The 22,095-nt window shown below is 71.0% G+C and carries 24 protein-coding genes; 14 read left to right on the plus strand and 10 right to left on the minus strand.

Going from position 1 to position 22,095, the window contains the following annotated elements:
- Window positions 1–109 precede the first annotated feature (109 nt).
- Window positions 110–1,411, plus strand: coding sequence for a S1 family peptidase (locus ACZ7LT_RS29405; protein WP_471239150.1), 1,302 nt, complete (start codon window positions 110–112; stop codon window positions 1,409–1,411).
- 74 nt (window positions 1,412–1,485) lie between these two features.
- On the opposite strand, the gene ACZ7LT_RS29410 is transcribed toward ACZ7LT_RS29405, so the two are convergent.
- Window positions 1,486–2,079 (minus strand): TetR/AcrR family transcriptional regulator, encoded by a 594-nt coding sequence (locus ACZ7LT_RS29410; RefSeq protein ID WP_471239151.1) that lies wholly within the window; start codon window positions 2,077–2,079, stop codon window positions 1,486–1,488.
- A gap of 90 nt (window positions 2,080–2,169) precedes the next feature.
- Between ACZ7LT_RS29410 and ACZ7LT_RS29415 the strand changes: the two genes are divergently transcribed.
- Window positions 2,170–2,586: a VOC family protein gene (locus ACZ7LT_RS29415; RefSeq protein ID WP_471239152.1), complete on the plus strand. Its 417-nt coding sequence runs from the start codon at window positions 2,170–2,172 to the stop codon at window positions 2,584–2,586.
- A 6-nt stretch (window positions 2,587–2,592) separates the two neighbouring features.
- Here ACZ7LT_RS29415 and ACZ7LT_RS29420 read toward each other — a convergent pair whose 3' ends face one another.
- Entirely contained in the window at window positions 2,593–3,204 is a 612-nt protein-coding gene (locus ACZ7LT_RS29420; protein WP_471239153.1) for a DUF2867 domain-containing protein, read from the minus strand.
- A 25-nt stretch (window positions 3,205–3,229) separates the two neighbouring features.
- A complete protein-coding gene (locus tag ACZ7LT_RS29425) occupies window positions 3,230–3,880 on the minus strand; it encodes a TetR/AcrR family transcriptional regulator (protein ID WP_471239154.1) in 651 nt (216 codons plus the stop codon).
- A 94-nt stretch (window positions 3,881–3,974) separates the two neighbouring features.
- On the opposite strand from ACZ7LT_RS29425, the gene ACZ7LT_RS29430 reads away from it, so the two are divergent.
- Window positions 3,975–4,499, plus strand: a complete 525-nt coding sequence (locus ACZ7LT_RS29430; RefSeq protein ID WP_471239155.1) for a hypothetical protein — start codon at window positions 3,975–3,977, stop codon at window positions 4,497–4,499.
- An 88-nt stretch (window positions 4,500–4,587) separates the two neighbouring features.
- Here the strand turns inward: ACZ7LT_RS29430 and ACZ7LT_RS29435 are convergent, their stop codons facing one another.
- The 3 genes from ACZ7LT_RS29435 to ACZ7LT_RS29445 form a co-directional block, all read right to left on the minus strand.
- Window positions 4,588–4,845 carry a hypothetical protein gene (locus tag ACZ7LT_RS29435; protein ID WP_471239156.1) on the minus strand — a complete coding sequence of 86 codons (258 nt, stop codon included), beginning with the start codon at window positions 4,843–4,845 and terminating at the stop codon, window positions 4,588–4,590.
- A gap of 70 nt (window positions 4,846–4,915) precedes the next feature.
- A complete protein-coding gene (locus ACZ7LT_RS29440) occupies window positions 4,916–5,401 on the minus strand; it encodes a hypothetical protein (protein ID WP_471239157.1) in 486 nt (161 codons plus the stop codon).
- Between the two features lie 349 nt (window positions 5,402–5,750).
- Window positions 5,751–6,275 (minus strand): DUF3995 domain-containing protein, encoded by a 525-nt coding sequence (locus tag ACZ7LT_RS29445; protein WP_471239158.1) that lies wholly within the window; start codon window positions 6,273–6,275, stop codon window positions 5,751–5,753.
- 574 nt (window positions 6,276–6,849) lie between these two features.
- On the opposite strand from ACZ7LT_RS29445, the gene ACZ7LT_RS29450 reads away from it, so the two are divergent.
- Entirely contained in the window at window positions 6,850–8,004 is a 1,155-nt protein-coding gene (locus ACZ7LT_RS29450; protein ID WP_471239159.1) for an oxygenase MpaB family protein, read from the plus strand.
- 278 nt (window positions 8,005–8,282) lie between these two features.
- Here the strand turns inward: ACZ7LT_RS29450 and ACZ7LT_RS29455 are convergent, their stop codons facing one another.
- On the minus strand, window positions 8,283–8,906 hold the full coding sequence (locus ACZ7LT_RS29455; RefSeq protein WP_471239262.1) for a ScbR family autoregulator-binding transcription factor: 624 nt from the start codon (window positions 8,904–8,906) through the stop codon (window positions 8,283–8,285).
- Window positions 8,907–9,146: 240 nt separating this feature from the next.
- Between ACZ7LT_RS29455 and ACZ7LT_RS29460 the strand changes: the two genes are divergently transcribed.
- The gene (locus tag ACZ7LT_RS29460; RefSeq protein WP_471239160.1) at window positions 9,147–10,214 is read left to right on the plus strand and encodes a ScbA/BarX family gamma-butyrolactone biosynthesis protein; all 1,068 of its coding nucleotides are present in this window, start codon (window positions 9,147–9,149) and stop codon (window positions 10,212–10,214) included.
- 86 nt (window positions 10,215–10,300) lie between these two features.
- Here ACZ7LT_RS29460 and ACZ7LT_RS29465 read toward each other — a convergent pair whose 3' ends face one another.
- Window positions 10,301–11,326 (minus strand): peptidoglycan-binding domain-containing protein, encoded by a 1,026-nt coding sequence (locus ACZ7LT_RS29465; protein ID WP_471239161.1) that lies wholly within the window; start codon window positions 11,324–11,326, stop codon window positions 10,301–10,303.
- Window positions 11,327–11,388: 62 nt separating this feature from the next.
- Window positions 11,389–12,195 (minus strand): glycoside hydrolase family 25 protein, encoded by an 807-nt coding sequence (locus ACZ7LT_RS29470; protein ID WP_471239162.1) that lies wholly within the window; start codon window positions 12,193–12,195, stop codon window positions 11,389–11,391.
- 261 nt (window positions 12,196–12,456) lie between these two features.
- Here ACZ7LT_RS29470 and ACZ7LT_RS29475 point away from each other — a divergent pair, with 261 nt between their 5' ends.
- Window positions 12,457–13,491 carry a peptidoglycan-binding domain-containing protein gene (locus ACZ7LT_RS29475; RefSeq protein ID WP_471239163.1) on the plus strand — a complete coding sequence of 345 codons (1,035 nt, stop codon included), beginning with the start codon at window positions 12,457–12,459 and terminating at the stop codon, window positions 13,489–13,491.
- 134 nt (window positions 13,492–13,625) lie between these two features.
- Window positions 13,626–14,351, plus strand: coding sequence for a hypothetical protein (locus tag ACZ7LT_RS29480; RefSeq protein WP_471239164.1), 726 nt, complete (start codon window positions 13,626–13,628; stop codon window positions 14,349–14,351).
- On the opposite strand, the gene ACZ7LT_RS29485 is transcribed toward ACZ7LT_RS29480, so the two are convergent.
- The gene (locus ACZ7LT_RS29485) at window positions 14,336–15,289 is read right to left on the minus strand and encodes a LysR family transcriptional regulator (RefSeq protein WP_471239165.1); all 954 of its coding nucleotides are present in this window, start codon (window positions 15,287–15,289) and stop codon (window positions 14,336–14,338) included. The genes ACZ7LT_RS29480 and ACZ7LT_RS29485 overlap by 16 nt on opposite strands.
- Window positions 15,290–15,442: 153 nt before the next feature.
- Here ACZ7LT_RS29485 and ACZ7LT_RS29490 point away from each other — a divergent pair, with 153 nt between their 5' ends.
- The 7 genes from ACZ7LT_RS29490 to ACZ7LT_RS29520 all read left to right on the plus strand — a co-directional run bounded on the left by ACZ7LT_RS29490 (window position 15,443) and on the right by ACZ7LT_RS29520 (window position 22,095).
- Window positions 15,443–16,744 carry an MFS transporter gene (locus ACZ7LT_RS29490; RefSeq protein ID WP_471239166.1) on the plus strand — a complete coding sequence of 434 codons (1,302 nt, stop codon included), beginning with the start codon at window positions 15,443–15,445 and terminating at the stop codon, window positions 16,742–16,744.
- A gap of 69 nt (window positions 16,745–16,813) precedes the next feature.
- Window positions 16,814–17,752 carry a GntR family transcriptional regulator YhfZ gene (gene yhfZ / locus ACZ7LT_RS29495; protein ID WP_471239167.1) on the plus strand — a complete coding sequence of 313 codons (939 nt, stop codon included), beginning with the start codon at window positions 16,814–16,816 and terminating at the stop codon, window positions 17,750–17,752.
- 37 nt (window positions 17,753–17,789) lie between these two features.
- Window positions 17,790–18,161, plus strand: a complete 372-nt coding sequence (locus tag ACZ7LT_RS29500; RefSeq protein WP_471239168.1) for a transcriptional antiterminator — start codon at window positions 17,790–17,792, stop codon at window positions 18,159–18,161.
- A 58-nt stretch (window positions 18,162–18,219) separates the two neighbouring features.
- Window positions 18,220–18,576 (plus strand): DUF2620 domain-containing protein, encoded by a 357-nt coding sequence (locus ACZ7LT_RS29505; protein WP_471239169.1) that lies wholly within the window; start codon window positions 18,220–18,222, stop codon window positions 18,574–18,576.
- Between the two features lie 21 nt (window positions 18,577–18,597).
- Entirely contained in the window at window positions 18,598–19,917 is a 1,320-nt protein-coding gene (locus tag ACZ7LT_RS29510; protein ID WP_471239170.1) for a YhfT family protein, read from the plus strand.
- 16 nt (window positions 19,918–19,933) lie between these two features.
- The gene (locus tag ACZ7LT_RS29515) at window positions 19,934–20,908 is read left to right on the plus strand and encodes a phosphotriesterase family protein (RefSeq protein ID WP_471239171.1); all 975 of its coding nucleotides are present in this window, start codon (window positions 19,934–19,936) and stop codon (window positions 20,906–20,908) included.
- Between the two features lie 65 nt (window positions 20,909–20,973).
- Window positions 20,974–22,095 carry an aminotransferase class V-fold PLP-dependent enzyme gene (locus tag ACZ7LT_RS29520; RefSeq protein WP_471239172.1) on the plus strand — a complete coding sequence of 374 codons (1,122 nt, stop codon included), beginning with the start codon at window positions 20,974–20,976 and terminating at the stop codon, window positions 22,093–22,095.

Raw genomic sequence — 22,095 nt, forward strand, 5'->3', positions numbered from 1 at the left:
CGCAGGCGATGAACAGAACCCCTCCCGTCATACGTATGAGAGGCCGGACGCGTCCCCCCAGGTCGCCCTCTCGGCGGCCGCAGTCCGTACCCTCGCAGGAGGCGAAGAGTTGAGTCACAGGCGAATACCCAGGCGGAAGGCGATTTTCGCGGGGGCCGGGGCGGTGGGCATTGCCGCGGCGGCGATCCTGCTGCCGCAGGCCAATGCCTCGCAGGACGGGGCGGGCGAGCAGGCGGGCTCGCCGAGAAAGATGAGTGCCGCCTCGGCCGCGGACGTCCTTCAGCAGCTGGGCAAGCAGCTCGGCGACTCCTACGGCGGCGCGTACTACGACGCGGACAAGCAGCAGCTCGTCGTCAACGTCGTGGGCGGCAACGACAAGGCCGACGTCGAGGTCGAGAAGGCCGGCGCCGTCGCGCGCAGCGTGCGGAACAGCTTCTCGGCGCTCACCTCCGCCATGGGCTCGCTGAGCGACAAGGCGTCGGTACCCGGCACCGCGTGGGCCGTCGACCCGAGGACGAACCAGATCCTGGTCACCGCCGACCGTACGGTCACCGGTGAGCGTTGGGACAAGGTGGAGAGCGCGGTCCGTTCGCTGGGCGACGGCGTTGCCCGCATCCAGAAGTCCAAGGGTGAGTTCAAGCCCTTCATCGAGGGCGGCGACGCCATCTTCGGGGGCGGCGCGCGCTGTTCGCTCGGCTTCAACGTCACCACCCAGGACGGTCAGGCCGGCTTCCTCACGGCGGGGCACTGCGGTGTCGCCACCGAGCGCTGGTCGGAGCAGCAGAACGGCCAGCCGATCGGAACCGTGCAGGAGGCCGTCTTCCCCGGTGAGGGCGACTTCGCGCTCGTGACGTACGACGACCCGAACATCGAGGCTCCGAGCGCCGTGGACACCGGCGACGGTCGGACCTTGGAGATCAAGCAGGCGGTCGACGCGGCGGTCGGCCAGCAGGTGTTCCGGATGGGCAGCACGACCGGTCTGCGGGACGGCCAGGTGACCGGGCTCAACGCCACCGTGAACTACCCCGAGGGCACGGTCTCGGGGCTCATCCAGACCAATGTCTGCGCGGAGCCCGGTGACAGTGGCGGCGCCCTGTTCACCCGGGACGGAGACGCCGTCGGCCTCACCTCGGGCGGCAGCGGCGACTGCACCTCGGGCGGTGAGACGTTCTTCCAGCCGGTGACCACGGCCCTGGACGCTGTCGGCGCCCAGATCGGCGGGGGCGGTCCCGGCGCCGGTGAAGGTGACGGCAATGATGACGGTGGCACCGAGACCGGCGGCGCACAGGACGGTGACGCAGGCGACGGCGGTGACGGCGGCGCGCAGGATGGCGACGCAGGCGACGGCGGTGACGGCGGCGCCCACAGCGGTGGCATCGACGACGGCGGCCGAGGAAACGGCATCGGCTGACGCCTAGGCACGAAAGCGGCCCTGGACATCGACCATGTCCAGGGCCGCAGCCGTGTCGAGTTCACTGTCGGCGGTCAGTCGGTGCGCAACGCCTCGAGCAATTTCCTCAACGCCTCCCAGGTATGTGCCAGGTCCCTGGGGTCGCCGGAGGCCGCCAGCCAGAGTGCTGCCTCGTTCATCGCCCCCGACAGCAGATGGACCAAGGGCGCGACTGGCTGGTCCGCGATGATTCCCGCCTCGACGAGGGAGGTCAGCGCATCGGCGAGGTGTCGGGCCGATGCCGCCTCGTCCATCGCGCGCCACTCGCCCCACCCCAGCACCGCGGGCCCGTCGATGAGCATGATCCGCTGGATGTCCGGATCGGTGGCCGCGGCGAGGAACTCCTGGCAGCCTGCGGTGAATTGGTCCCATGGATCGCCCTGGCCGTCGGCGGCCTTGGCGACGCGCCGCCCCACCTCCTGCTGCACTTCCTCCAAGACGGCATGGAAGAGCTCCGGTTTACCGGCGAAATGGTGGTACAGCGCCCCCTTGGTCACCCCGGCGGCGCCGACGATCTCGGCCAGGCTGACGGTGGCGTACCCGCGGTCGGCGAACAGGCGCCTGCCCTCCCGCAGCAGCGCCTGCCTGGTCTGTTCCCGCTGCTGCACCCGGACGCCGTGCTGCGGCATCGCGTTCCTCTCCTCGAACACACTCTTTGACATACCAACGGTACGCGAATACTTTTCGCATACCAACGGTACGCGAAAGAGGTCTCCGTCATGCAAACGACCAGCTTCTATCCGGTGATCGGCACGGCACAGCTGGAGGAGTCCCACGACTTCTACACGCGGCTGCTGGGGTTCAAGACGACCTTCGCGACGGACTGGTACGTCAGCCTGCGCCACGACGGGGACCCCGGCTACGAACTCGCCCTCCTCGACCACACCCACCCCACCATCCCCGAAGGCCACCGCGTCCCCGCCCAGGGGCTGCTCCTCAACTTCGAGGTGGCGGACGTCGACGCGGAGTGGGACCGGCTCGTCGTGCGCGAAGGACTGCGGCCCCTCCTTGAGTTGCGCAGCGAAGACTTCGGGCAGCGTCACTTCATCGTGGCCGACCCGAACAACGTCCTGATCGACGTCATCACGCCCATCCCACCCTCGCCGGAGTACGCCGCGCAGTATGCCGACCGGTGAAACTCGCTACGCCTTCCTCGTGTCGCCGGCGCGCGCCGCCCAGTCACGTTCGATGGAGCGCATGAGCGCCGGTAGCACGAACAGCGAGCGGAACGGCTTGATCGCGGCCATGTACGCGGCGCCGAGCGGCCCGTTCGGCTTGACCAGGACCGTCATCTGGCCGCGGTGACCGCCGGATTCGTCTTTGACCCAGGCGACGTGCATGACGCTGTGGACAGTCCGGTTGGCCATCTCCGACGCCCATTCGTCGGCGAGCAGGTAGACCGAGGTGAGGGGTACGTCCGTGAAGTCCGGGCCCCGGGGCGCCTCGCGCAGGTCGCTCGGCAGGCGGTCCCGCAGTGAGGTCACCCGGGAGCCGACGCCGGCGTTCTTGGCGTCCAGACCGAGCAGGGCGCCCACCTTCTCCCGGGTCTTCCAGAGGAACCGGACGACGACATTGGCGCCGTCCGGAAAGCTGCCGCCCGAGCCCGAGTCCGAGATCATGGTCGACACCAGCCGGGGGAAGTCGTCGGGGCCGCCCGGCGTCGGCAGCGCCCAGACGTCCTCTATCTGGAAGCCAGGGGCGACCTCATGGATGCGCCAGGGACGCGCGGTGTGGGCTGAGTTGGGGAGCTTCATTTCTGGTCCTCCATAACAGGGATCCTCATGTGGTCCGGGGAGTGCGCGGCCCATCGGGCGTGACGGGTGGCAGGCCGAGCAGGCCTCGGACGGCGCGGACGGCGAGTTCGGTGTCGTGGGGTGCGTGGCCGGCGAGCTCGATGCCGACCGCCTCGACGACGCCGAGGTAGGCCGACGCCATGACCGCCGGTGGCGGCCCGGGCGGGATGGCGCCGCTGTCACGCGCGGCGGTGATGAGGGCGGCGCAGTCGGCTTCGAGCCGGTCGACGATCTCCGTGATCGCCCGGCCGACCGGATGGTCCTGGCCGGCGAACTCGACTCTCAGGGTCATCATCACGTTGGCCACGTCCCGGCGGCAGTAGACCGCATGGCCCCGCGCCATCTCGATCAGCGCGTCGACCGGGTCGGCCTGCGCGGCGGCGAGATGACCGACCTCGGCGTCCCAGGTCTCCTCGACCCATCGCACCACCGCCAGCGCCAGGTCTTCCTTGTTGGCGAACAGGTGGTACAGCGCGCCGCGCGTATAGCCCGCCTCGCCTGCGACGCGCTCCAACACCAAGTTGGCGTACCCGTACGTGGACAGCCCGCGCGCCGCTGCCTCCAGCAGAGCGTTTCTGGTCCGGGCCCGCCGGTCCGCCTGCGACTCCCGAGGAGCGCGCTTCCCGTTCCCCGCCATCGTCACCACCCCCACCTACATACATACATGTATGTAGGTTACCGTGCCTGTGACAGGTCGTCACGCAGACCGACCTCAACGGGAGAGACGACGTATGAACGTCGAATCAGAATCGGAATCAGAATCAGAATCAGGAAAGGCTGAAGCTTTCCTGCCGCCCGTCCGCCAGGAGCAGCCGGTTCCCGGGCAGATCCGCGCCCTCAGCACCATGACGGATCCGGACTACGTCGATGCGTTCACCCTGGCCGGCGGGGTGCCGGGACGGTCGCCGGAGCAGTGGGCCAGGATCCTGTTCGAGGATGTGGCGGGCCTCGCGGGACAGTTCATCTGGCGGTGCCTGCTGGGGCTGCGGCTCACGGCATCGCCGGACCGGGTCGCCGGATGGGAGATCGCCGACCGTGGTGACGACTGGATCAGGCTCGAGGCCGCCTCGTGGTTCCTGACCGGACATCTCGTCGTCCAGGCCGATGACGACCACGTGTCGCTCGCGACGTTCGTACGCTACGACCGCTCGCCGGCCGCCCGCATCTGGCTGTCGCTGTCCAGGAAGCATCGCAAGGAAGCGCCGGGGCTACTGCGCGAGGCGTACGCGGCCCCGGCGCCGGCCCCGGCCCTGTAGCCGAGCCCGGGCACTTCCGCCCGTAACACGGCCGGAGACAGCGCGGGCGGCTAGGGGTGCCGCCCGCGCGTCAGCCGGTGCGGGTACGTCAACCAGCCTGCGGGGTGACGACCGCGCGGTCGTCGGCGCCCTCGGTCGCGAGGTCGCCTCCCATGTCGACCCATTGGTCGTTCCAGGCGTGGCCGTGTTCGGGGCCGTGCTGCCAGGTGTGGGTGACGCGGCCGGCCGGATCACGCCCGAACACCGAGAGCGATCCATGGGGTTTGAGGACGACCGACGGGTCGGCGGACAGCCGCCCGCCGAGGGGCTCCAGGCCGACCACGGGCCGCCCGTGCCCGACTGCCACCGATGATGCAGCCCGTCATCCACACCACGAGCGAACAACACCATCCCCCCGTCCCGACCGATCAGTACACTCAACCGGCCCTGAACCGCACCCTCCACGTATCGACGGCGGTGGGCACGCCGATGCCGACCCGCGGCGCCCATCGGTGGCCCGGTCCGACCGCCCGCGCCGCCTCGTCCAGCAGGGCCCGGGCCTTGGCCTCGGCCTGGTCGTAGCGGTCGGGGAAGGCGGAGCGCTGCACCTTCTGCGCCGTCTGACCTGCGGTCAGCTGGGGCGACTGCTGCTCGACCCGGACAGCCCGGGTGAAGAACTGCTCGGCCGCGTACGGCACGTGCCGGATCTGCTCCGGTGTGCCCCACCCCTGGCTGGGGCGCTGCTGGAAGACCCCGAGGGAGTCGCGGTCGCCGCAGTCGAGGTTGTTCATGTGCGACTCGCCCCAGCCGGCCTCGAAGCCGGCGAGCATCACTTTGTCGGACCCACCGAGGTCACGGCCGACGAGGTAGACGGCTTTGGTGACTTCGAGGTCGCGGTCCGGAGGGACGTGGCAGGGGGCCATGGGCGTTCCCGTCTGTGCGTGGCGGCCCGGAGTTCGGCCCTCGGGACACGTGCCCCGAGGCTCCCGGCCGGTGATCGGTTCGGGCGCGGGCCTCGGGGAACGGCGCATCCCACAGCCGTACGTGAACCCCTGGCCCGGACGCTACGTGACCGTCGGCCACGCAGCGTCGCTGATCCGAGAGTCCCGGCCGGACGGCCCGCCGGGCAAGGGGTGCCTGTCGTCCGGCGGGACGAGCAACGGGAAACACCGTGTGAGCAGGGCTCGTCCACGCCCGCGGGCGGCCGCGCGTCGGCGACGCGCGGCCGCCCGGGGGTGTCTCAGGGGGTGCGAGTGACGGGTCGCCCGCTTCTCAGGCCTGGCCGCAGCGCTCGCACCGCGGGCGACGGGCACGCAGGCGCTGCCACGCCGCCGCGCCGAGGGTGATGCCCCAGATCAGGAAGAGGCCGTACCAGAAGAGGCCCCAGGCGGCTTGCGGGTGGGCGTCCTTGGCGGCGAAGGCCGGGGAGGAGACCACGCGCTCGGCGGTGAGGAGGTACTGCATCGCGAAGTAGGTGAAGCCCCAGAGGGTCATGCCGACGGCGGCGATCCCGGCCGGCACCGCGATGAGACGGTCGGGGACGCGCCGGCCCCACGGGCGGACGAGGGCGAGGGCGATCAGCGCCCCGAAGACGGACACGCCGCCCATCACCCAGTAGCCGATCGCCGCCTCCATGGTGCCGTGCGGGGCGCTGGCGAAGTCCCCGGGGAAGGTCGCCCCGACGCCGGCGCCCCACCAGAAGTGCGGCGCCGCGTAGGCCAGTGCTGCCGCGGCGGCCGTGTAGGCGGCCCAGGTGGACTGCCGAGTCGGCAGAGCGGTCGCGGTCGCGGCGGCCATGAGGTCCTCCAGAAGTCATGAATGAATCGGATCGGTGGATTCAGCAGATTCAGCGGGGCGGTTCCGTCGTGGTTCCGTGGTCCGTCCGCCTGAGATCAACTCTCTCCGAACGGGCCCCGCGACGGATCGAGCAGCCGGACGATCCCGTTCTCCCCCGTCCGGGGGAGAACGCTCCACCACGGGTGCGGGTGTTCGCGGGCGAGGACCTGGTGGACCGTGACGGCGTCGACGCCGGGAGGAGGCCAGGGCCTTCTGGTCGGCGTCGAAGCGGCCGGAGCCTGTGCGCCCCTGTCACGCTCGGGGCGCACTCCGACGTGCTCGATCGGGGGATCGCCGAGACCGTCCGTCGGCGGGCAAGATCCGGAGGGACGGACGACGACCTCGCCCGGGGCCCATCGTGGCGGCCACACCCCGCACGACACGGGCGTGCCCCGCGGATGAGCGCGTGCTGCCGCACACCCACGCGGCCGCGCATCGCGGAGTGTGGAGCGGCCCGGGCCGGGACTCGTCCGCCGCCCCGCCTGTCCTGGGGCGGGGCGGTCGGCATCCCATCTCGAAGGAATGGAGCCCAGCCGTGCCAATCACCGCTGAGAACGTCTCGCAAGAGCTTGAGGCCGCGAGCAAGGTCGGCGACCCCAAGGCCGACGCGCTCGTGTCGGACCTGATCGACAATCGGGAGATCGACGGGGTCAACGCCCTGTTCCGCACCATCGGCACCCTCAAGCCCGGACAAGACCTCTCGCAGCTTCCCGAGCGGCTGGCCGAGTTCATGCGGGAGGCGGCCGCCGAGCCGCCGGGCTGGAGCGAGGCGGACGTCAAGGCCGCGGAGGGGTTCTTCGCCCATCACCACGGCGAAGTGTCCATGCTTCAGGGCACCGTCGGGCTCATCGGTACGTACCTCTCCCCGACCGGAGCCTTCACCCTGCGTTCCACGGGACGCCTGGGCGGCGTGGGGGGTCCGGGGCGGCGGCTGTCGCAGTCCTCGCGGCTGTTCGTCGACATGGGCGACAAGGACGCCATGCGCAACGGCACTCTGGCCGCGAACGTCACCAAGGTGCGGCTGGTCCACGCCTCGGTGCGGCAGCTGCACAAGAAGAGCGGCGAGTGGGACTACGCCAAGTGGGGCGAGCCCGTCTCCCAGAAGTACACCACCGGCGCCGCCTGCGTCTTCAGCACCCAGATCCTCCAGGCCATGAAGAACCTCGGCATCCACGTCTCGAAGGACGACGCCCACGGCTTCATGTGCGCCTGGCACTACGTCAACCACTACCTCGGCACGCCGGAGAAGTGGCTGCTACCGAAGGACGCCGCCGAGGTCGAGCGGCTGTGGAACGCCGAGCGTGACAAGGAGTGGAAGAAGACGGACGACGGCGTCTTCATGACGAAGCAGGCCGTCGATTTCTACAAGAAGTTCCTGCCGCCCGGCGCCCACGACGCGTACATCGCGATGGTCCGCGTGGCCCTCACCGACAAGTACGCCGACATGGCCGGTCTCCCCAAGAACGTCCTGTCCGAGGCCGGCAAGCCCCTCGCCGGAGGGCACAAGATCGTCAGCGACGTGGGTGGCGGGTTCCTCGGCGACACCGCCAAGAAGACCGTCGGCGTCAACCCGTACAAGGACATCCTCGGCCTCGCTTCCGAGGCCTTCAACAAGGTCGAACGCCACGCCCTGACCCACGACCAGGACGACCAGCCCCAGATGCACCAGGAGCTCGACGACAACCGCTGACGCCTCCGACGTCGTCGAGGAGCGTGCGCCGCTCGCCGCTGTGCCGTACGTCAGCCTCATCCGGTGAGGTGGACGGAGTGACCCTCCTCCGGCGTATGCGAGCGAATCAACTTTGCCTGGGTGTCTGCACGTTCCGCGATCGACCCGGACGGCCCGCCGGGCCTGACGTGTCCTTGTCCGCGCTCCCCGTGGTCGTCGAGGAGCGCGGACCGTTGCGACCGGTCAGGAGAGGTGTCAGAGCCCTCGACGGTACCCAGGCACGGCATGGCGGTACGTCGTCATTCCACCCGTCCCCGGGCCAGATCCAGCTTGATCCCGGACGCCGCCTGCGGCGTCGCGATTCCTGGCAGCAGAAAGCGCCACATCCGCAGCACCCGGTCCGGCAAATCGGTCCGGCCCGAAGCCAGCTGTGAATGCAACTGCGTTCCCGTGCACGCGCCGACGACGAATTCCGCGACCTCTCCCGCGTCCACCGAATCCAGGAGATCTCCCGCCGTGCGCGCCTCGGCCAGGCACTCCTCCATGATGCGCGCCCATTCGCGGAAGGAGGTGTCGTCCTGCAGGCCGAAGGCCCCTTGCTCCACGGCCAACCGGACGCCCGCCCGCAGCAACGGGTCCCGCTGGAGCCGCCAGCACCACACCAGCGTGATGTCCACCAATCGTTGCAGACCCCCGGAGGAAAGCCGCGGGACAATGGTCGACGGCTGCGCCCGCATGACCGCGAGGGCGATTCCCTCCTTCGACTTGAAATGGAAATACAGCGCGCCCGTCGTCGAACCGGCCCGCTCCGCGATCTTCGTAATGCTCGCGCCCGCAAAGCCGTTCTCGTCGAACACCTCAGCGGCCGCCTGGAGAATCGCTTCCCGCGTCCGTACCGCGCGCTCCTGCTTCACCCGCGCCACCCTCGTCACCGCCACCACCTGATCCCCTCAGTCAACACAGACGCTCAAAGCTCACCAACCACACATGCACCGTTCACCTTCCCCCGCAACCAGCCCCAACCCCGCCCCGTGACACGCCCACCCGTACCCCCTCGACAAACAAAAAGAACACTCTCTATTTTATGCAGGCGGCCGACGATCGATCCGTCCGGCGTCCGCCGCGGCACGCCCCCTCAACCATCCATGAGAGGAAGGCACCCCATGACGTTAACCACGCACCAGCCCGCGACCAGCCCCACCAGCAGCTCGATGCCCGTCGGTGGCCCCACCGCCGATCACGGTTCCAAGGGCCGTACGCACATACCCACGGCCACGCCCCTATCCGACGGCCTGATACCCGCCGGCCCCACGACCCCCCTCACCCACACCGTGCCCCGGGAGTACGTCCACCGGCTCGCGCACTCCGAGGTGTTCCTCACCTCGATCCGCACGACGGCCCCCGACACCTACGCCCTCACGGCTCAGTGGCCTCGCCAGCACACCTTCTACTCCACGTACCCCCACCATCACGACCCCCTCATCCTCTGCGAAACGCTGCGGCAGGCCCTCCCCCTCATTGCCCACACCGCCTATGACCTGCCGCTGAGCCACAAGCTCAGCTGGGAACACCTCCACTACACCCTCAACCCCGGCGCCCTCCTCAAGACCAACACCCCAGCCGACATCCACATTTCCGCCGTCTGCACCGACATCAAGCTCCGCCGGGGCCAACTCACCTCCCTCACCATCCACTTCACGATCACGCACAACGGTGCGCACCTTGCCACGGCTCACACCCGGTACCACTGCCACCACCCGAGCCTCTACACCCGCCTGCGTCAGGGCCGTACCAACCCGACCCAGACGACCCTTACCGCCCCGCCGCCCACCCCTCCGATCAACCCGCGGGCCATCCACCGCACCCTCCCCCAGGACGTCACGCTCACCTCCACGTCCAACCCGAATCAGCATCAGCTCCGTATCGACCCGACCCACCCGATCCTCTTCGACCACCCCCTCGACCACGCGCCGGGGATGCTGTTGATCGAGGCCACCCGCCAGGCCACGCAGACCCATCACATCCACCCCCAGCTCCCCACGTCCCTCACCATCAACTTCCACCGCTATGTCGAGTACGACTCCCCCACGATCCTCACCACCCACACCACACCGGACTCCCTCATCAGCCCCCTCGATCCCCCCACTCACACCACCACCCTCACGGCGACGCAGAACGACGCCACCGCCTACAGCGCCGTCCTCACCACCCAGACGCTTGCGGACCGCTGATCGCCCGCAACACGGGAAGCCGGCCGCCCCGTAGCGGGGCGGCCGGCGGCGAAGAGCGGCGGAAGACCGGGAAATGAGCGGGAAGGTCAGCGGGGCCAGCCGCAGTGGACGTGAGTGTCATGGTCCCGCGTGCCGGGGCCGAGGACCTGGGTGGCTCCCAGCGCCTTACAGGCCTTCATGAGCGCCTTGTGCGGGGCACCCGAGCCGACGTGCTTGCCGTTGATGTAGTTGATGTCGAAGGCGAGGCCTTGGTAGTGCTTCGAGGTGCGGCTGTGGTCGCCGCCGACGATCTCGGAGACGGAGATCCGGTAGCCGTACTGCGTGCGCAGCTTCAGCAGGCCGTTGAGCATGCGGGTGTCGAGGGCGATCCGGCGGTGGGGCACATCGCTCCACGGGCTGGTCTGGGCGCCCTTGCCGTTGGCCGTGTCGACGACGTTCTGCTTGGCTGAGGAGCCCGCGTGCCGGCCCCCGACGTGGACGGTGGCCAGGGTGATGCCGCTGGTGCGCAGGATCTGCCGGGCGAGGGCGGCGCGGTTGCCGGGGGCCTTGGTGGTGCCGTTGAGCAGCGCCGCCCAGGTCCGGGTGCCGATGACGCCGTCCGCGGTGAGCCCTGCGGACTTCTGGAACGCCTTCACCTTGGCGGCGACGGCGGCGGTGAACCGGCCGTCCACGGCGACCGAGTGGCCCCGTGCGGAGAGCAGGCCCTGCGCGGCCTTGACGGCGGGGCCGGTCGCCCCGCTCTTCAGCGGGACGACGAGCCGCGTCCAGGTGGCGGCTCCGACGATTCCGTCGGCGGTGAGTCGCTGGGCACGCTGGAAGGCCTTGACCTTCGCGGTCGTCGTCGGGCCGAAGGCCCCGTCGACGGTGAGCGCCTGGCCCCGGGCGGTCAGCAGCCGCTGCAAGGCCGTGACCTGTACGCCCCTGCTGCCGGCCTTGAGGGTCGGCCAGCTCACGGCCGGTGCGAGGACCGCGGCGACGGGGGCCGTGTTCGGCGTGGCCTGTGCGGTGGCGGTGCCCGCGGCTCCGCAGCCGAGTGCGGCGGCGAGGGCGAGGGCGACGATCCGGCGCGTACGGATGGTCGTGACCGCGGTAGGCGTGTTCATGGCGGACATGGGTGACTCCTGTTCAGAAGAGTTGTACATGTGGGTGATTCGGGTGAGGTCGGGGCGCGGGATCAGTGGGCCGGCCGGCCGCCGCCCGCCAGGGCACGCAGCTCCGCCTGGGTGCCGTGGAAGACGTTGCGGTCACCGCGGCCGGGAATCCCGGGGGTCGCGCCGGTGTCGGTGTGCTGCCAGAACGTCCAGGTGCGGTCCGCGCCGGGGACCGGCTGGGGTTCCTTGGAGCCGCTGCCGTAACGGGCGAGCCACAGCGGATGCCCGGCGAACACCTGGCCCTTGCCTCCCATGCACTCCTTCACGAAGGAGGCGCGGGTGTAGACGATCGGTGTGACCTTGAAGGCCTTCTTCACTTCCTGGAGGAAGATGCGGATCTGCTGCGTGCGAAGGGCGGAGGGGCAGACCTCCTTGCGGTTGCGGACGACCTTCTCCACGTCCAGTACCGGCGGCAGTTCGTTCGCCCGGTCGCCGCGGTAGCCGGCCGCGCGGGCGGTGGCGACGAAGTGGCGTGCCTGGTGGGCACCGTCGCTCGCACTGCGGGGGTCGAAGAAGTGGTACGGGGCGTGCAGCAGGTTCGTACGGTCCGCGGCCGCGAAGTCCCGCTGGAACCATGGGTCCTGATAGCGCGTGCCCTGGGACGCCTTGTGGAAGGCGAAGTTGTGGGCCCGGGCGGCCCGCGGCCAGTCGATGGGGGTCTTCTCTCCCCGCCCGTGGTTGTGGTGGCTCGTATCGACGCCGTTGACGCGGTAGGTGGACGGCGGCGCCGCGTGGGCGGGGGGTGTGAGCAGGGCGGGGGTCGCCACCGCCGTGACCAGGGCCGCTGTGGCACATGCCAGACGCACTCGTACGGGTGATGATGACAGCATCGTCGGATTCCCTTGATTCATGGCCGTCGGTCGCTCGGACGGGCCTCGGGCGCGGCATCCGCGCAGGCAGAGGCACCCGAGGAACGGGTTGTGGGTGAGAGGGGGTTCGCGGGGCTCGGTCGCCGGCCGCGTTCTCACCTTGCCGCACGATCGACGGCTCTCACTACGATCTGCCGGGCGGTGGGGGATGCATCGATGCACGGACTCGTATGCACGGCTCCCACCTGCGGTTATGCAGACGTACGAGTGGGGCGCGAGGCAATGGGAACGACACACGGCGGCGGGGACCGGGACGGCGGCGGCGGAGGTCGGGGAGGCGGGCGGCCGCCGGGGATGGAGCTCGCGGAGATGCTGCGGGCGTGGTGGGAGGCGTCGGCGCGCGACGGACGCTTCAAACCCACCCAGCAGTCCCTGGCCTTACGGCTCGGCATCGATCAGACGACGCTCTCCCGCTATCTCAATCCCCGGCATCCTTCGACGGCGCCGTTACGGGTGGTCGAAGGCCTGCACGCGCAGTTACGGGCACCGGAAGGCGAGTTGGCACGGGCGCGGGTGCTCGCCGAGGCAGCGGCGGCGGTGCCGGTGCGCAGCCGTACGGTCCGTCCGGAGGGGAGCGCTGACGAGAACGCCGCCGAGTACGGCGACGAGGGCGATGACGTGACGGCCGCGGCCGCAGACGGAGACCCCGAGCCCGCACGCCTCGCCCGGGGCCTGACGGCGTTGGTCGTCGTCGCCTGCACGGTCCTCGTGGGGGTCGGGGTGTGGTGGTTCACCGCCCCGCGCGGGGCGGGCGGTGGCGCCGAGGGGGCGGTGTCGTCATCGGCGGGTCTGGCCGTGCGCGCGGTGCCGAAGGACGCGCAGTGGCCGCTCGTGCAGGAGGGCGACCGCTTCGTGAAGGTCACCGCGCTGCAGTACTTGCTGGTCGCGCACGGACACCGGCTGCACGTCGACGGGATCTTCGGCAAGGAGACACTCGCCGCGGTGAAGGCGTTCCAGACACGTCACCATCTCCAGCCGGACGGCAAGGTGGGCCCGCGGACGTGGCCGGTGCTCGTCCTTGTCGTCGATTCCCGGTCCAAGGGGCCGGAGGTCGCCTGTCTGCAGTACCTGCTCACGAACGCCGGTCTGCCGGCCGACGTCACGGGCGCCTTCAGTGCGGTGACGGGCGAGTCCCTTCAGCGGTTCCAGGAGTCGGCCGGCCTGCCGTCGACCCGCACCGCCGACCCCGACACATGGCGCCTGCTGCTCGCGGCGCAGCCCCCGCCGCTGCGGACGCAGCCCTCGCCGACGGTGTAGGACGGTAGGAGGACAGCGAGACGCACTCTGGCCCGCGCGTCGTCGACATTTTTGGACAAATGCGGCGTAGTACGCTCGGGCGCCCGGCGCGCGTGCCGTTGTCAACCTGGAAAACCGACGGCAAGGAGGGTGGCATGAGTGGGGTGAAGAACATGAGCAGGGACCCCGCACCTGACCCGACATCCGAAATGATCCAGGCCAGCATCGGAAAGCGCTTGGATGACGTTGCCAAAATCCTCGCCGGCGCCCTCGTCGCCGTCACGGGAGTCATGACCGCGCTCGGGCTCCGCAGCGAGTTTGTCTTCGTTGCTCTCAACAACGAGTCGTGGCCGATTTATGTGGCCTCGCTCTGCGCCATCGTCGCCATCGTGTGCAGCATCGTGGCCCTGCTCATTCATCCCACACGGCGGGGCAATCTGTGGGAGACCGCTGTGCTTATTCTCGGGGTGATCTTCTACATGGTGGCGCTGAGCGTGGCGGTCATCGGCGCGGCCAAGGCCGCCGGGGGCAACGGGTGGCCGAGCATCACGGATGTCAGGGTCGACGGTTCTCGGCCCTCGTTGCGTCTGAGCTTCGACATTCACGCCGACGGTGTCGAAACGTGGTCGAGTATCGAAGTCTACGTAGCCGCCGAGACAGCTGAGGGCGAGTCGGTCGACGAGAACGTCGACCTCTACTCAAGCTCCCTCAGGCCGAACGACGAGGGCGTGGTCGAGCAGCGGGTCAGCGTTCCCCTTTCCCCCCCGCCTCAGGCGGGCGCCATCCACATCATCGCCCTCAACGCTGGTGACGGGACCGAGGACGAGTGTGAAACTCGCACACAGCGGGGGCCGGCCTGTACGACCTACTTGCTCCCATAGCCGGCGTCTTCAACCGGGCTGGAGCGCGTCTCTTTGGTGTGTCGGTCCGCCTGCTGGACCGTCGCGCGGACCGTCCGCACGAAGGCGCGCAGCAGCGCGTTGTCGGCGGCGGAGGGCCAGATCAGGCCGTCCTCGATGGGCGGGGCGTCATGGAAGGGGACGTAGGTGATGCCGGGGCGCGGGTGGTAGCGGGCGCCGCGGGCTGCGCCCGGGGAGACTCCGCGACCCGCCCCGACGTGGGAGAGCACCTCCTGCCAGGACGCGGCGGCCGGGCCGGGCGGGATGGCACGGCCCGACGGCGTACGCCGGGGGTAGTGGACGTCGAGCCAGTAGCGCGGGGCGGAGCCCGTGGGGGTCACCAGCGGGACGCCGGCGAGGTCTTCGAGTCCGACCGACGAGCGGCGGGCGAGCGGGTGGGCCGCCGGGACGAGGAGGACGCGGGGTTCGCTGTGGAGGACGGGGCCGGTGGTGAGGCCTGGTTCGCGTACGGGGAAGGTGGTGAGATGGAGATCGAGCTCGCCCTCGTGGAGGGGGTGGAAGGCGCCGTCGAGCGGGACCTCCTGGATCCGGACCTCGGCCGAGGGATGGTCGGCGGCGAACGCGTCGGCGGCCCGGGCCATCAGCTCTCCGCCCCACGGCGTGGCGAAGCCGACGCGCAGCGTGCCCTGGACGCTGCGCCCCGCTGTGGTGGCGCGTTCCAGAGCGGCGAGGATCTGGCGGTGTGCGGGCAGCAGATCGTCGCGGAGGCGGGTCCCCACGGCGGTCAGCCGGACGGTGCGGCTGGTGCGGGTGAAAAGGGGTGTGCCGAAACGGCGTTCCAGCTTCTTGACGGTCTGGCTGACGCGGCCGGTGGTGACGCCGAGGCGTTCGGCGGTCCGGCCGAAGTGGAGTTCCTCGGCGAGGGTGAGGAACGCCTCCAGTTCGATCCGTTCCAGCATGTCTCTCCGTTCGACGACACCACCCTCATCGTTGAGTGTGGCTAAACGACCGTTCCATTGTCGCGCCTTGATGGGGCGGAGCGGCGCACGGAGTCTGGTGGAGGCCCCCCGGGGCTCCCCGGCCCCCGTTCTCCCCCAGGAGGAAGCTCCCTCGTGCCCACCGCCCCCCGCACCCCCGTGCCGGTCCTGGTTCTGGCCGTCGCCGGTGCCGTCACCGTCGGCAATCTCTACTTCCCCCAGCCGCTCCTGGAGGCCGTGGCCCGCGGCATGGACGTGTCCGCGAACACGGCCGGGTTCATCGCGTCGTCGGCGCAGATCGGCTACGCGCTCGGCATCCTGCTGCTCGTCCCCCTCGCGGACAGCGTGAACCTGCGGCGGCTGACCACCGTCCTGCTGGCGCTCACGAGCGCCGGTCTACTGGTGGCGGCGGCCGCGCCGGGCGCGCTCACGCTGGCCGTGGCCACCCTCGCCCTGTCCACGACGACGGTCCTTCCGCAGGTGCTCACGCCGGTCGGGGCCGCGCTGGCGGGGCCGGGGCGGCGCGGTCAGGTCGTCGGGCTGATCGGACTCGGTCTGACCCTTGGGTCGACCGCGTCCCGTTCGGTCTCGGGCGCGGTCTCCGGCCTCAGCGGGAGCTGGCGTACGGCCTATGTGGTGGCCGCGGTGATGACGACGGCCCTGCTGTTCGTGCTGCCGCGCCGGCTGCCTCGGTACGTCGGCCCGCGCGGCGCCCGGCTGCCGTACGGCCGGCTGCTCGGCACGCTGCCCCGGCTCCTGGCCGCTCATCGTGAGGTGCGGTTCGCGGCGGCGGGCGGAGCGGCCGTCTTCGCCGCGTTCAGCGTGTTCTGGGCGACGCTCCCCTTCCATCTGGCGGCGCCGCCACTGGAGCTCGGGGCGGCCTTCGCCGGGCTGTTCGGGCTGCTGACGCTCCCTGGGGCGCTGCTCTCGGCGGGGGCCGGACGGTTCACCGACCGGTACGGGCCTCGCGTGGTGTGCGGCTGGTCGCTCGGCTGCGTCGCCGTGGCGTTCGTCGTGTTCGGGGTGTGGGGGGACTCGGCCGTCGCGCTCGTCCTCGGCGCCAATCTGCTGGTTCTGGGCACGAGTGGCAGCCAAGTCGCTAACCAGGCACGGCTGTTCACGCTTGGCGACGCCATCGCCGCGCGCGTGAACACCCTCTTCATGCTGGCGTCCTTCGGCGGCGGTGCGCTGGGCACGCTGACAGCCACCTGGCTGTACGGGGCGTACGGCTGGTCGGCGACGGTCCTGGCCGCCGGGGCCTTCGTGGCCGGGGCCTTCGCGGTGCTCGCGGCGGCGGGGGTACGGGGGGTGGTGGCGCCGGGCGGGACGGGCGAGATCCCGGAGGCGGACGTACGCCGCTCCGGTATCGGCGTCGGCACCGATGTCAGCACCAGTGCCGACGTCGGTCACATTCCCGAGGCCAGGCAGGGTACGTGACGGAGCGTCACTACTCGACAAGCGAATCGATCTTGCTGATTCCGGCCTCCCTCGTCGTACTGTTCGACCGTGAACGGTTTCGACGATCGGTTTCTCACCCGCAACGGTCTGGTCGCGCGGCGGCTCGCCGCCCTGCTGCTGCTCCACGAGCCGGGCGTACGGCTGCCGCGCGTCCGTGACTTCGCGGTCACGCTCGGCGTGGGCAACGGAACCGCGCAGGCGGCGCTGCGGCTGTTGGAGGAGTCGGGCGCGATCGAGACCGCGGCACGGGGGCACCTCGGCACGTTTCTGATCCGCTCGGACCGGGCCGCCCTGTGGCGGCTCTCGGGCCTCGGCACGCTGCTCGCGGCGATGCCGCTGCCGTACTCGCGGCGGTACGAGGGGCTGGCGACCGGCTTGCGGGCGGCGTTCGACCGGGCGGGCACGCCGTTCGCCATCACGTTCATGTGCGGCGCCGCGGCGCGCGTACGGGCGCTGCTCGACGGCAAGGCCGATCTGGTCGTCCTCTCCCGGCTCGCCGCCGACCGCTATCTCGCCGAGCATCCGGTCGAGCTGGTCGCCGACCTCGGCCCGGGCACCTATGTCGGCGCGCACGGGGTGCTCGTGCGCCAAGGCGCCGATCTCGGCGCGCCGGGGCTGCGCGTGGCGGTGGACCGTACCTCCGAGGACCAGTGCCTGCTCGCCGAGCGGGCGTTCGCGGGGCGTACGGACATCGAGTGGGTGGAGGGGTCGTACATGCAACTGGGCGGCCTCTTCGCGCAGAAGCGGGCGGACGCCACCGTCTGGAACCTCGACGAGGCCAAGGGGTGGCTCGGCACGGCCGTGGACGTCCTGCCCTTCGGGGACGCGATCACGAGGGAGCTGGCGGCGCACAATTCGAGTGCGGCCGTGATCGGGCGCCGGGACTGCCCCCACGCCCTGGCGGCGGTGCGGGCCGCGCTCGATCTCCGTACGGTGACCGCGCTGCAGGGCGAGGTGCTCCGGGGCGAACGCATCCCCTCCTACTGATGTCCCTCAGACCACCGCCGCCCCCAGGAGGGAACCCGTGGACGATCAGCTCGCCCTGCGTATCCGGCTCTTCCGTGAGAGCGGCCAGGTCCAGCCCGAGGTGGCCGACTTCGTCGCCGCCGAGCTGGAGCTGCTGTCCGCCGCCGGGCGGACCGTGACGGAAGCGTCCGCGGGCATGCTCACCAGTCATCTGATGGGGGCCCTCACCCGGCTCCTGGACGGCGCGTCCGTCGAGGAGTCCGCCACGGACGCGCTGGTCGGCGCCGAGCTCGCCGGCCATCCGGAGGCCGTGGCCCTTGCCCGGGCCGTCTCCCACCGCGCCGAGCGGGCGCTCGGCGCGCCGCTCCCCGACTCCGAGATCCACTTCCTCGGTCTGCATCTGGCCGTCCTCGGCCGGCCCGGTGCGTGAGCACACAGCACCAGCCCGGCAACCATGCGGGAAAACACACGGGAAAGAAGGAAACAGCATGGCGAAGATCCTCACCGGCGGTGTCGCCAAGATCGAGACCGCCGACGCCGTCGGAAGACTCGCCCTGGACGGCGTGGAGGTCATCGTCTCCTCCGACCTCGACGCCGCGACCCGACTGCGCGCGGGCCTGGCCGACTACTACTTCGGCACCTGCCACACCGGCGCCGGCGCCTCCCTCGGCGTGCTCGTCGGCCTCGTCGGGCAGGCGGCGTGTCACACCTTCGGGCGTTCGGTGCCCGACCGGGCCACCGTGGAGAGCCTGCTCGACCAGGGCAAGAAGGTCTTCGGTTTCTCCCTGGACCAGATCGACACGGTCGTGCCGCTGCTCGCGGACGCCGTCGCGGCGCGCGGCTGACCTCCCGACGGGCCGCCACCCGTGAGTGCTCCGCTCGCCGCCGGGCTCGCCCTGAGCCCGCCGCAACAGCTCGGTGTCATCGCCCTGTGCGCGCTGACCGCCTTCGTGTCCCACCGCGCTCTGGCCGTCTTCAACGACGGTGTCAGGCCGTTCCTCCTCGACTTCGTCCAGGGCCGCGCGGAGCGCGGTGCCGTCACCGCCGTGTCCTTCGGGCTCTCCGCGGGCTTCGTCTTCGGTCTGGGCGCGCCGATGGCGCTGTCCACCGGCGTCCTCAATCCCTGGCTGCTGTTCCTGCCCACCGACGTCCTCGGCCTGCTTTCGCCGCGGCGATGGCTGGCACCGGTCCTGGGCGGCGCCTGGGGGGCGGTGGTCGTGTTCGGCCTGGACGGTGCCAACGAGGTGGCGCACCGACTGCCGGTGGACATCCTCACCTTCCTCCAGGAGATGTCGACGCCGATCCTCCATCTCTTCACGCTCTTCCCGGTGCTGGCCGTCGCCCGGCAGTTCGGGCGGCGGTGGGGGTGCGTGGCGGCGGTCGCGGAGCTCGTCCTCGTCGTCGCGACCATGAAGCTCTGGCCGGGGGTGTTCGCGGGCGCCCCCGCCATGGCCGCCGGTGTGCTGCTGCTGATCGGCCTGGCGGTCGTCCGGGACATGAAGGAGCGCCGGGCGGGCGGGTCCGCGGCCCCCGGGGAGGGCGACGACGCGGTGGTCTCGCTGTTCAGCGCGGGCGCGGCGCGGCTGCGCCGGCACCTGCCGCTGTTCATGGTGCTCGGCGCCGGGATCTGTGTGCTCGCGCAGACGCATGCCTTCGGCGGCGGGGAGGCGACCAGTTTCCTCATCGCCAAGGGGCAGTACGCGGAGGCCGCCCAGGTCGACCTGTACCGGGCGTTCGGGTTCCTGCCGCTGGTCGCGACGACGGCGCTGGCCTCGGGGGCGTACGGGGTGGCGGGCTTCACCCTGGTCTATCCGCTGGGCTATCTGCTGCCGAACCCGTACCTCGCGGCGGTGGCCGGTGCGCTGGTGTTCGCGGCCGAGATCCTGGCGCTGTCCGCGATCGGCCGGATCCTGGGCCGGCTGCCCAGCGTCCGTGACTCCTCCGATCATCTGCGCGCCGCGATCGGCGACACGCTCCATCTGGCGATCCTCTTCGGCTCCCTGATGGCCGCCCATGCCATGGGCGGTGGGCTCGGCATCCTGCTGGTCGGCGGGCTGTACCTGCTGAACGAGACGATGGGGCGGCCGGTCGTACGGATGGCGGCGGCGCCGACCGCGGTGGTGGCCGGAGGCGTCGCGCTCAACGTGCTGTACTGGCTGGACCTGTTCACGCCGGTCAAGGGCTGAGCCCGTGCGACCAGCCATGCGACCAGCCCTCCCTCCAACCGTCCGTCCGGCCGTGCGTACGGTCACCGGTCCGCTCGATCCGGGCACGGTACGGGGGCCGGTCCTGGCCCATGAGCATCTGGTGCTCGACCTGGACCGGCACGGCGACCGGGCCGCCGTCCTGGACCCCCGGCTCCACGCCCCGGCGGTGATCGGTGAACTCACTGCACTCCGCGAGGAGTTCGGGCTCGCGCTCGTCGTCGAGCTGACCTGCCGGGGCATGGGCCGCGACGCGCGCGCCCTGGCCCGGATCTCCCGGGACTCCGGGGTCGCGGTGGTCGCGGGCACCGGCTGGTACTACGCGCCGTTCCATCCTCCCGAGGTGCGGCAGGGTGGCGGAGTCGACGTGGGCGCACTGACCGAGATCCTCGTCCGGGAGATCCGTCACGGCATCGGCTCCACCGGCATCCGGCCCGGTGTGCTGGGCGAGATCGGCAGCCACGGCGACCGCCCGACCGGCGCGGAGCACCGCACACTGCGGGCGGCCGCGCGGGCCGCCCTCGCCACCGGCCTCTCCGTCGCCACCCACGCCCACATGGGCCGGGGCGGCCTCGCCCAACTGGAGCTGCTCACCGGCGAAGGACTCCCCCCACACCGGATCTGTGTAGGGCATCAGGACCTCCTGGACGATCCGGTCACCCACAAGGAGATGGCGTCGAGCGGCGCGTACGTCTCCTTCGACACCATCGGCAAGGAGAGCTACCAGAGCGACGCGGTACGGCTGCGGCTGCTGCTGGCCCTGATCGACGCGGGCCATGCCGACCGGGCGCTGCTCAGCTGCGACATCTCCCGCCACGCGTATCTCCGGGCCGAGGGCGGGCAGGGGTACGGGCATCTGTTCGGCTCGTTCCTGCCGCGGCTGCGCGGGGCGGGCGTCGAGGAGGAGACGATCGACCTGCTGACCCGCCGCAACCCCCTCCGGTTCCTGACCGGGGCCCACTCCGATTCCTGACCGCGCACGACTGCCCGCGGGCCGGTTTGCTTTCCGTATGGCGTGTCCGTGGAAGGGATCCCGGCATGACCACGCATCCCCGCCTGCCCCGTACGTCTCCGCTCCCGACCGTGCCGCTCGCCGACGCGGCCGCCCGGCAGTTCCGGCTCCTTGAGTGCACGGCCGCGCACTTCGAGGGTGACCAGCTGTTCACCGCCGACTCGGGCCTGGTGCCCGGGCTCGGACGGCCGCGGACGACGGCGCGGGTGGAGGCCGTACTCGCCGACTTCTTCGGGGGCGAGGACGCCGCGCTGGTGCAGGGGGCGGGGACGGGGGCGATCCGGGCCGCGCTCGGCGCGGTGCTGGGGGCGGGCGACGCGCTGCTCGTGCACCGCGCGCCGGTCTACCGCACGACCGCGGTCACCTTACGCGGCCTCGGCGTCGAGGCGGTCGAGGCCGACTTCAACGACCTGGGTGCGCTGCGCGCGGCACTTCACGGCGGCCGGTTCCGCTGGGCGTACGTCCAGCACACCCGCCAGCGTCTCGCCGACGCGTACGACCCCGGGGAGGTCCTCGCGGCCTGCCGGGCCGCCGGAGTCCGTACCGTCGTCGACGACAACTACGCCGCGCTGCGCGTGCCCGCCTGCGGGGTCGAACTGGGCGCGGACGCCTCCTGTTTCTCGCTGTTCAAACTGCACGGGCCGGAAGGGGTGGGGGTGGTCGTCGGCGCCCGTGACCTGGTCGCGAAGGTGCGGGCGGACAACTACTCCGGCGGCGGTCAGGTCCAGGGCCATCAGGCGCTGGAGGTGCTGCGGGCCCTCACCCACGTGCCGGTGATGTGGTCGCTGCAGTCCCAGGTGGGGGCGGAGGTGGCGCGGCGACTGGCGGCGGGCGAGGTGCCCGGGGTCGCCGAGGTGGCCCTCGCCAACGCCCAGGACCGCTGTCTGCTCGTGCGGCTCAGGGAGCCGGTCGCGCGCGAACTTCCCCTAGTCGCAGCGAGGTTCGGCGCGGCGCCGTACCCGGTGGGGTCCGCGTCGCGTTATGAGATCGCTCCCCTCTTCTACCGCATGTCGAGCTCATCGCTGGACGACGCGCCGGAGCTGGCCGACTGGACCGTGCGCGTCAACCCGATGCGGGCGGGTGCGGACCTGGTCATCGGCATCCTGCGGCGCTCGCTGGACGAGCTCATGACCCCATCGAAGGACTGA

The organism is Streptomyces sp. NPDC039465 (genome assembly GCF_055639315.1).

Coding starts and splice junctions, on each gene's coding strand:
- ACZ7LT_RS29420 (WP_471239153.1), bottom strand. CDS start 3,204: ATGAAGCTCCCCAACTCAGCCCACACCGCGCGTCCCTGGCGCATCCAT.
- ACZ7LT_RS29480 (WP_471239164.1), top strand. CDS start 13,626: ATGAGTGGGGTGAAGAACATGAGCAGGGACCCCGCACCTGACCCGACA.
- ACZ7LT_RS29460 (WP_471239160.1), top strand. CDS start 9,147: ATGACGTTAACCACGCACCAGCCCGCGACCAGCCCCACCAGCAGCTCG.
- ACZ7LT_RS29515 (WP_471239171.1), top strand. CDS start 19,934: ATGCGACCAGCCCTCCCTCCAACCGTCCGTCCGGCCGTGCGTACGGTC.
- ACZ7LT_RS29470 (WP_471239162.1), bottom strand. CDS start 12,195: ATGCTGTCATCATCACCCGTACGAGTGCGTCTGGCATGTGCCACAGCG.
- ACZ7LT_RS29520 (WP_471239172.1), top strand. CDS start 20,974: ATGACCACGCATCCCCGCCTGCCCCGTACGTCTCCGCTCCCGACCGTG.
- ACZ7LT_RS29430 (WP_471239155.1), top strand. CDS start 3,975: ATGAACGTCGAATCAGAATCGGAATCAGAATCAGAATCAGGAAAGGCT.
- ACZ7LT_RS29485 (WP_471239165.1), bottom strand. CDS start 15,289: ATGCTGGAACGGATCGAACTGGAGGCGTTCCTCACCCTCGCCGAGGAA.
- ACZ7LT_RS29410 (WP_471239151.1), bottom strand. CDS start 2,079: ATGCCGCAGCACGGCGTCCGGGTGCAGCAGCGGGAACAGACCAGGCAG.
- ACZ7LT_RS29440 (WP_471239157.1), bottom strand. CDS start 5,401: ATGGCCCCCTGCCACGTCCCTCCGGACCGCGACCTCGAAGTCACCAAA.
- ACZ7LT_RS29475 (WP_471239163.1), top strand. CDS start 12,457: ATGGGAACGACACACGGCGGCGGGGACCGGGACGGCGGCGGCGGAGGT.
- ACZ7LT_RS29415 (WP_471239152.1), top strand. CDS start 2,170: ATGCAAACGACCAGCTTCTATCCGGTGATCGGCACGGCACAGCTGGAG.
- ACZ7LT_RS29425 (WP_471239154.1), bottom strand. CDS start 3,880: ATGGCGGGGAACGGGAAGCGCGCTCCTCGGGAGTCGCAGGCGGACCGG.
- ACZ7LT_RS29505 (WP_471239169.1), top strand. CDS start 18,220: ATGGCGAAGATCCTCACCGGCGGTGTCGCCAAGATCGAGACCGCCGAC.
- ACZ7LT_RS29445 (WP_471239158.1), bottom strand. CDS start 6,275: ATGGCCGCCGCGACCGCGACCGCTCTGCCGACTCGGCAGTCCACCTGG.
- ACZ7LT_RS29465 (WP_471239161.1), bottom strand. CDS start 11,326: ATGTCCGCCATGAACACGCCTACCGCGGTCACGACCATCCGTACGCGC.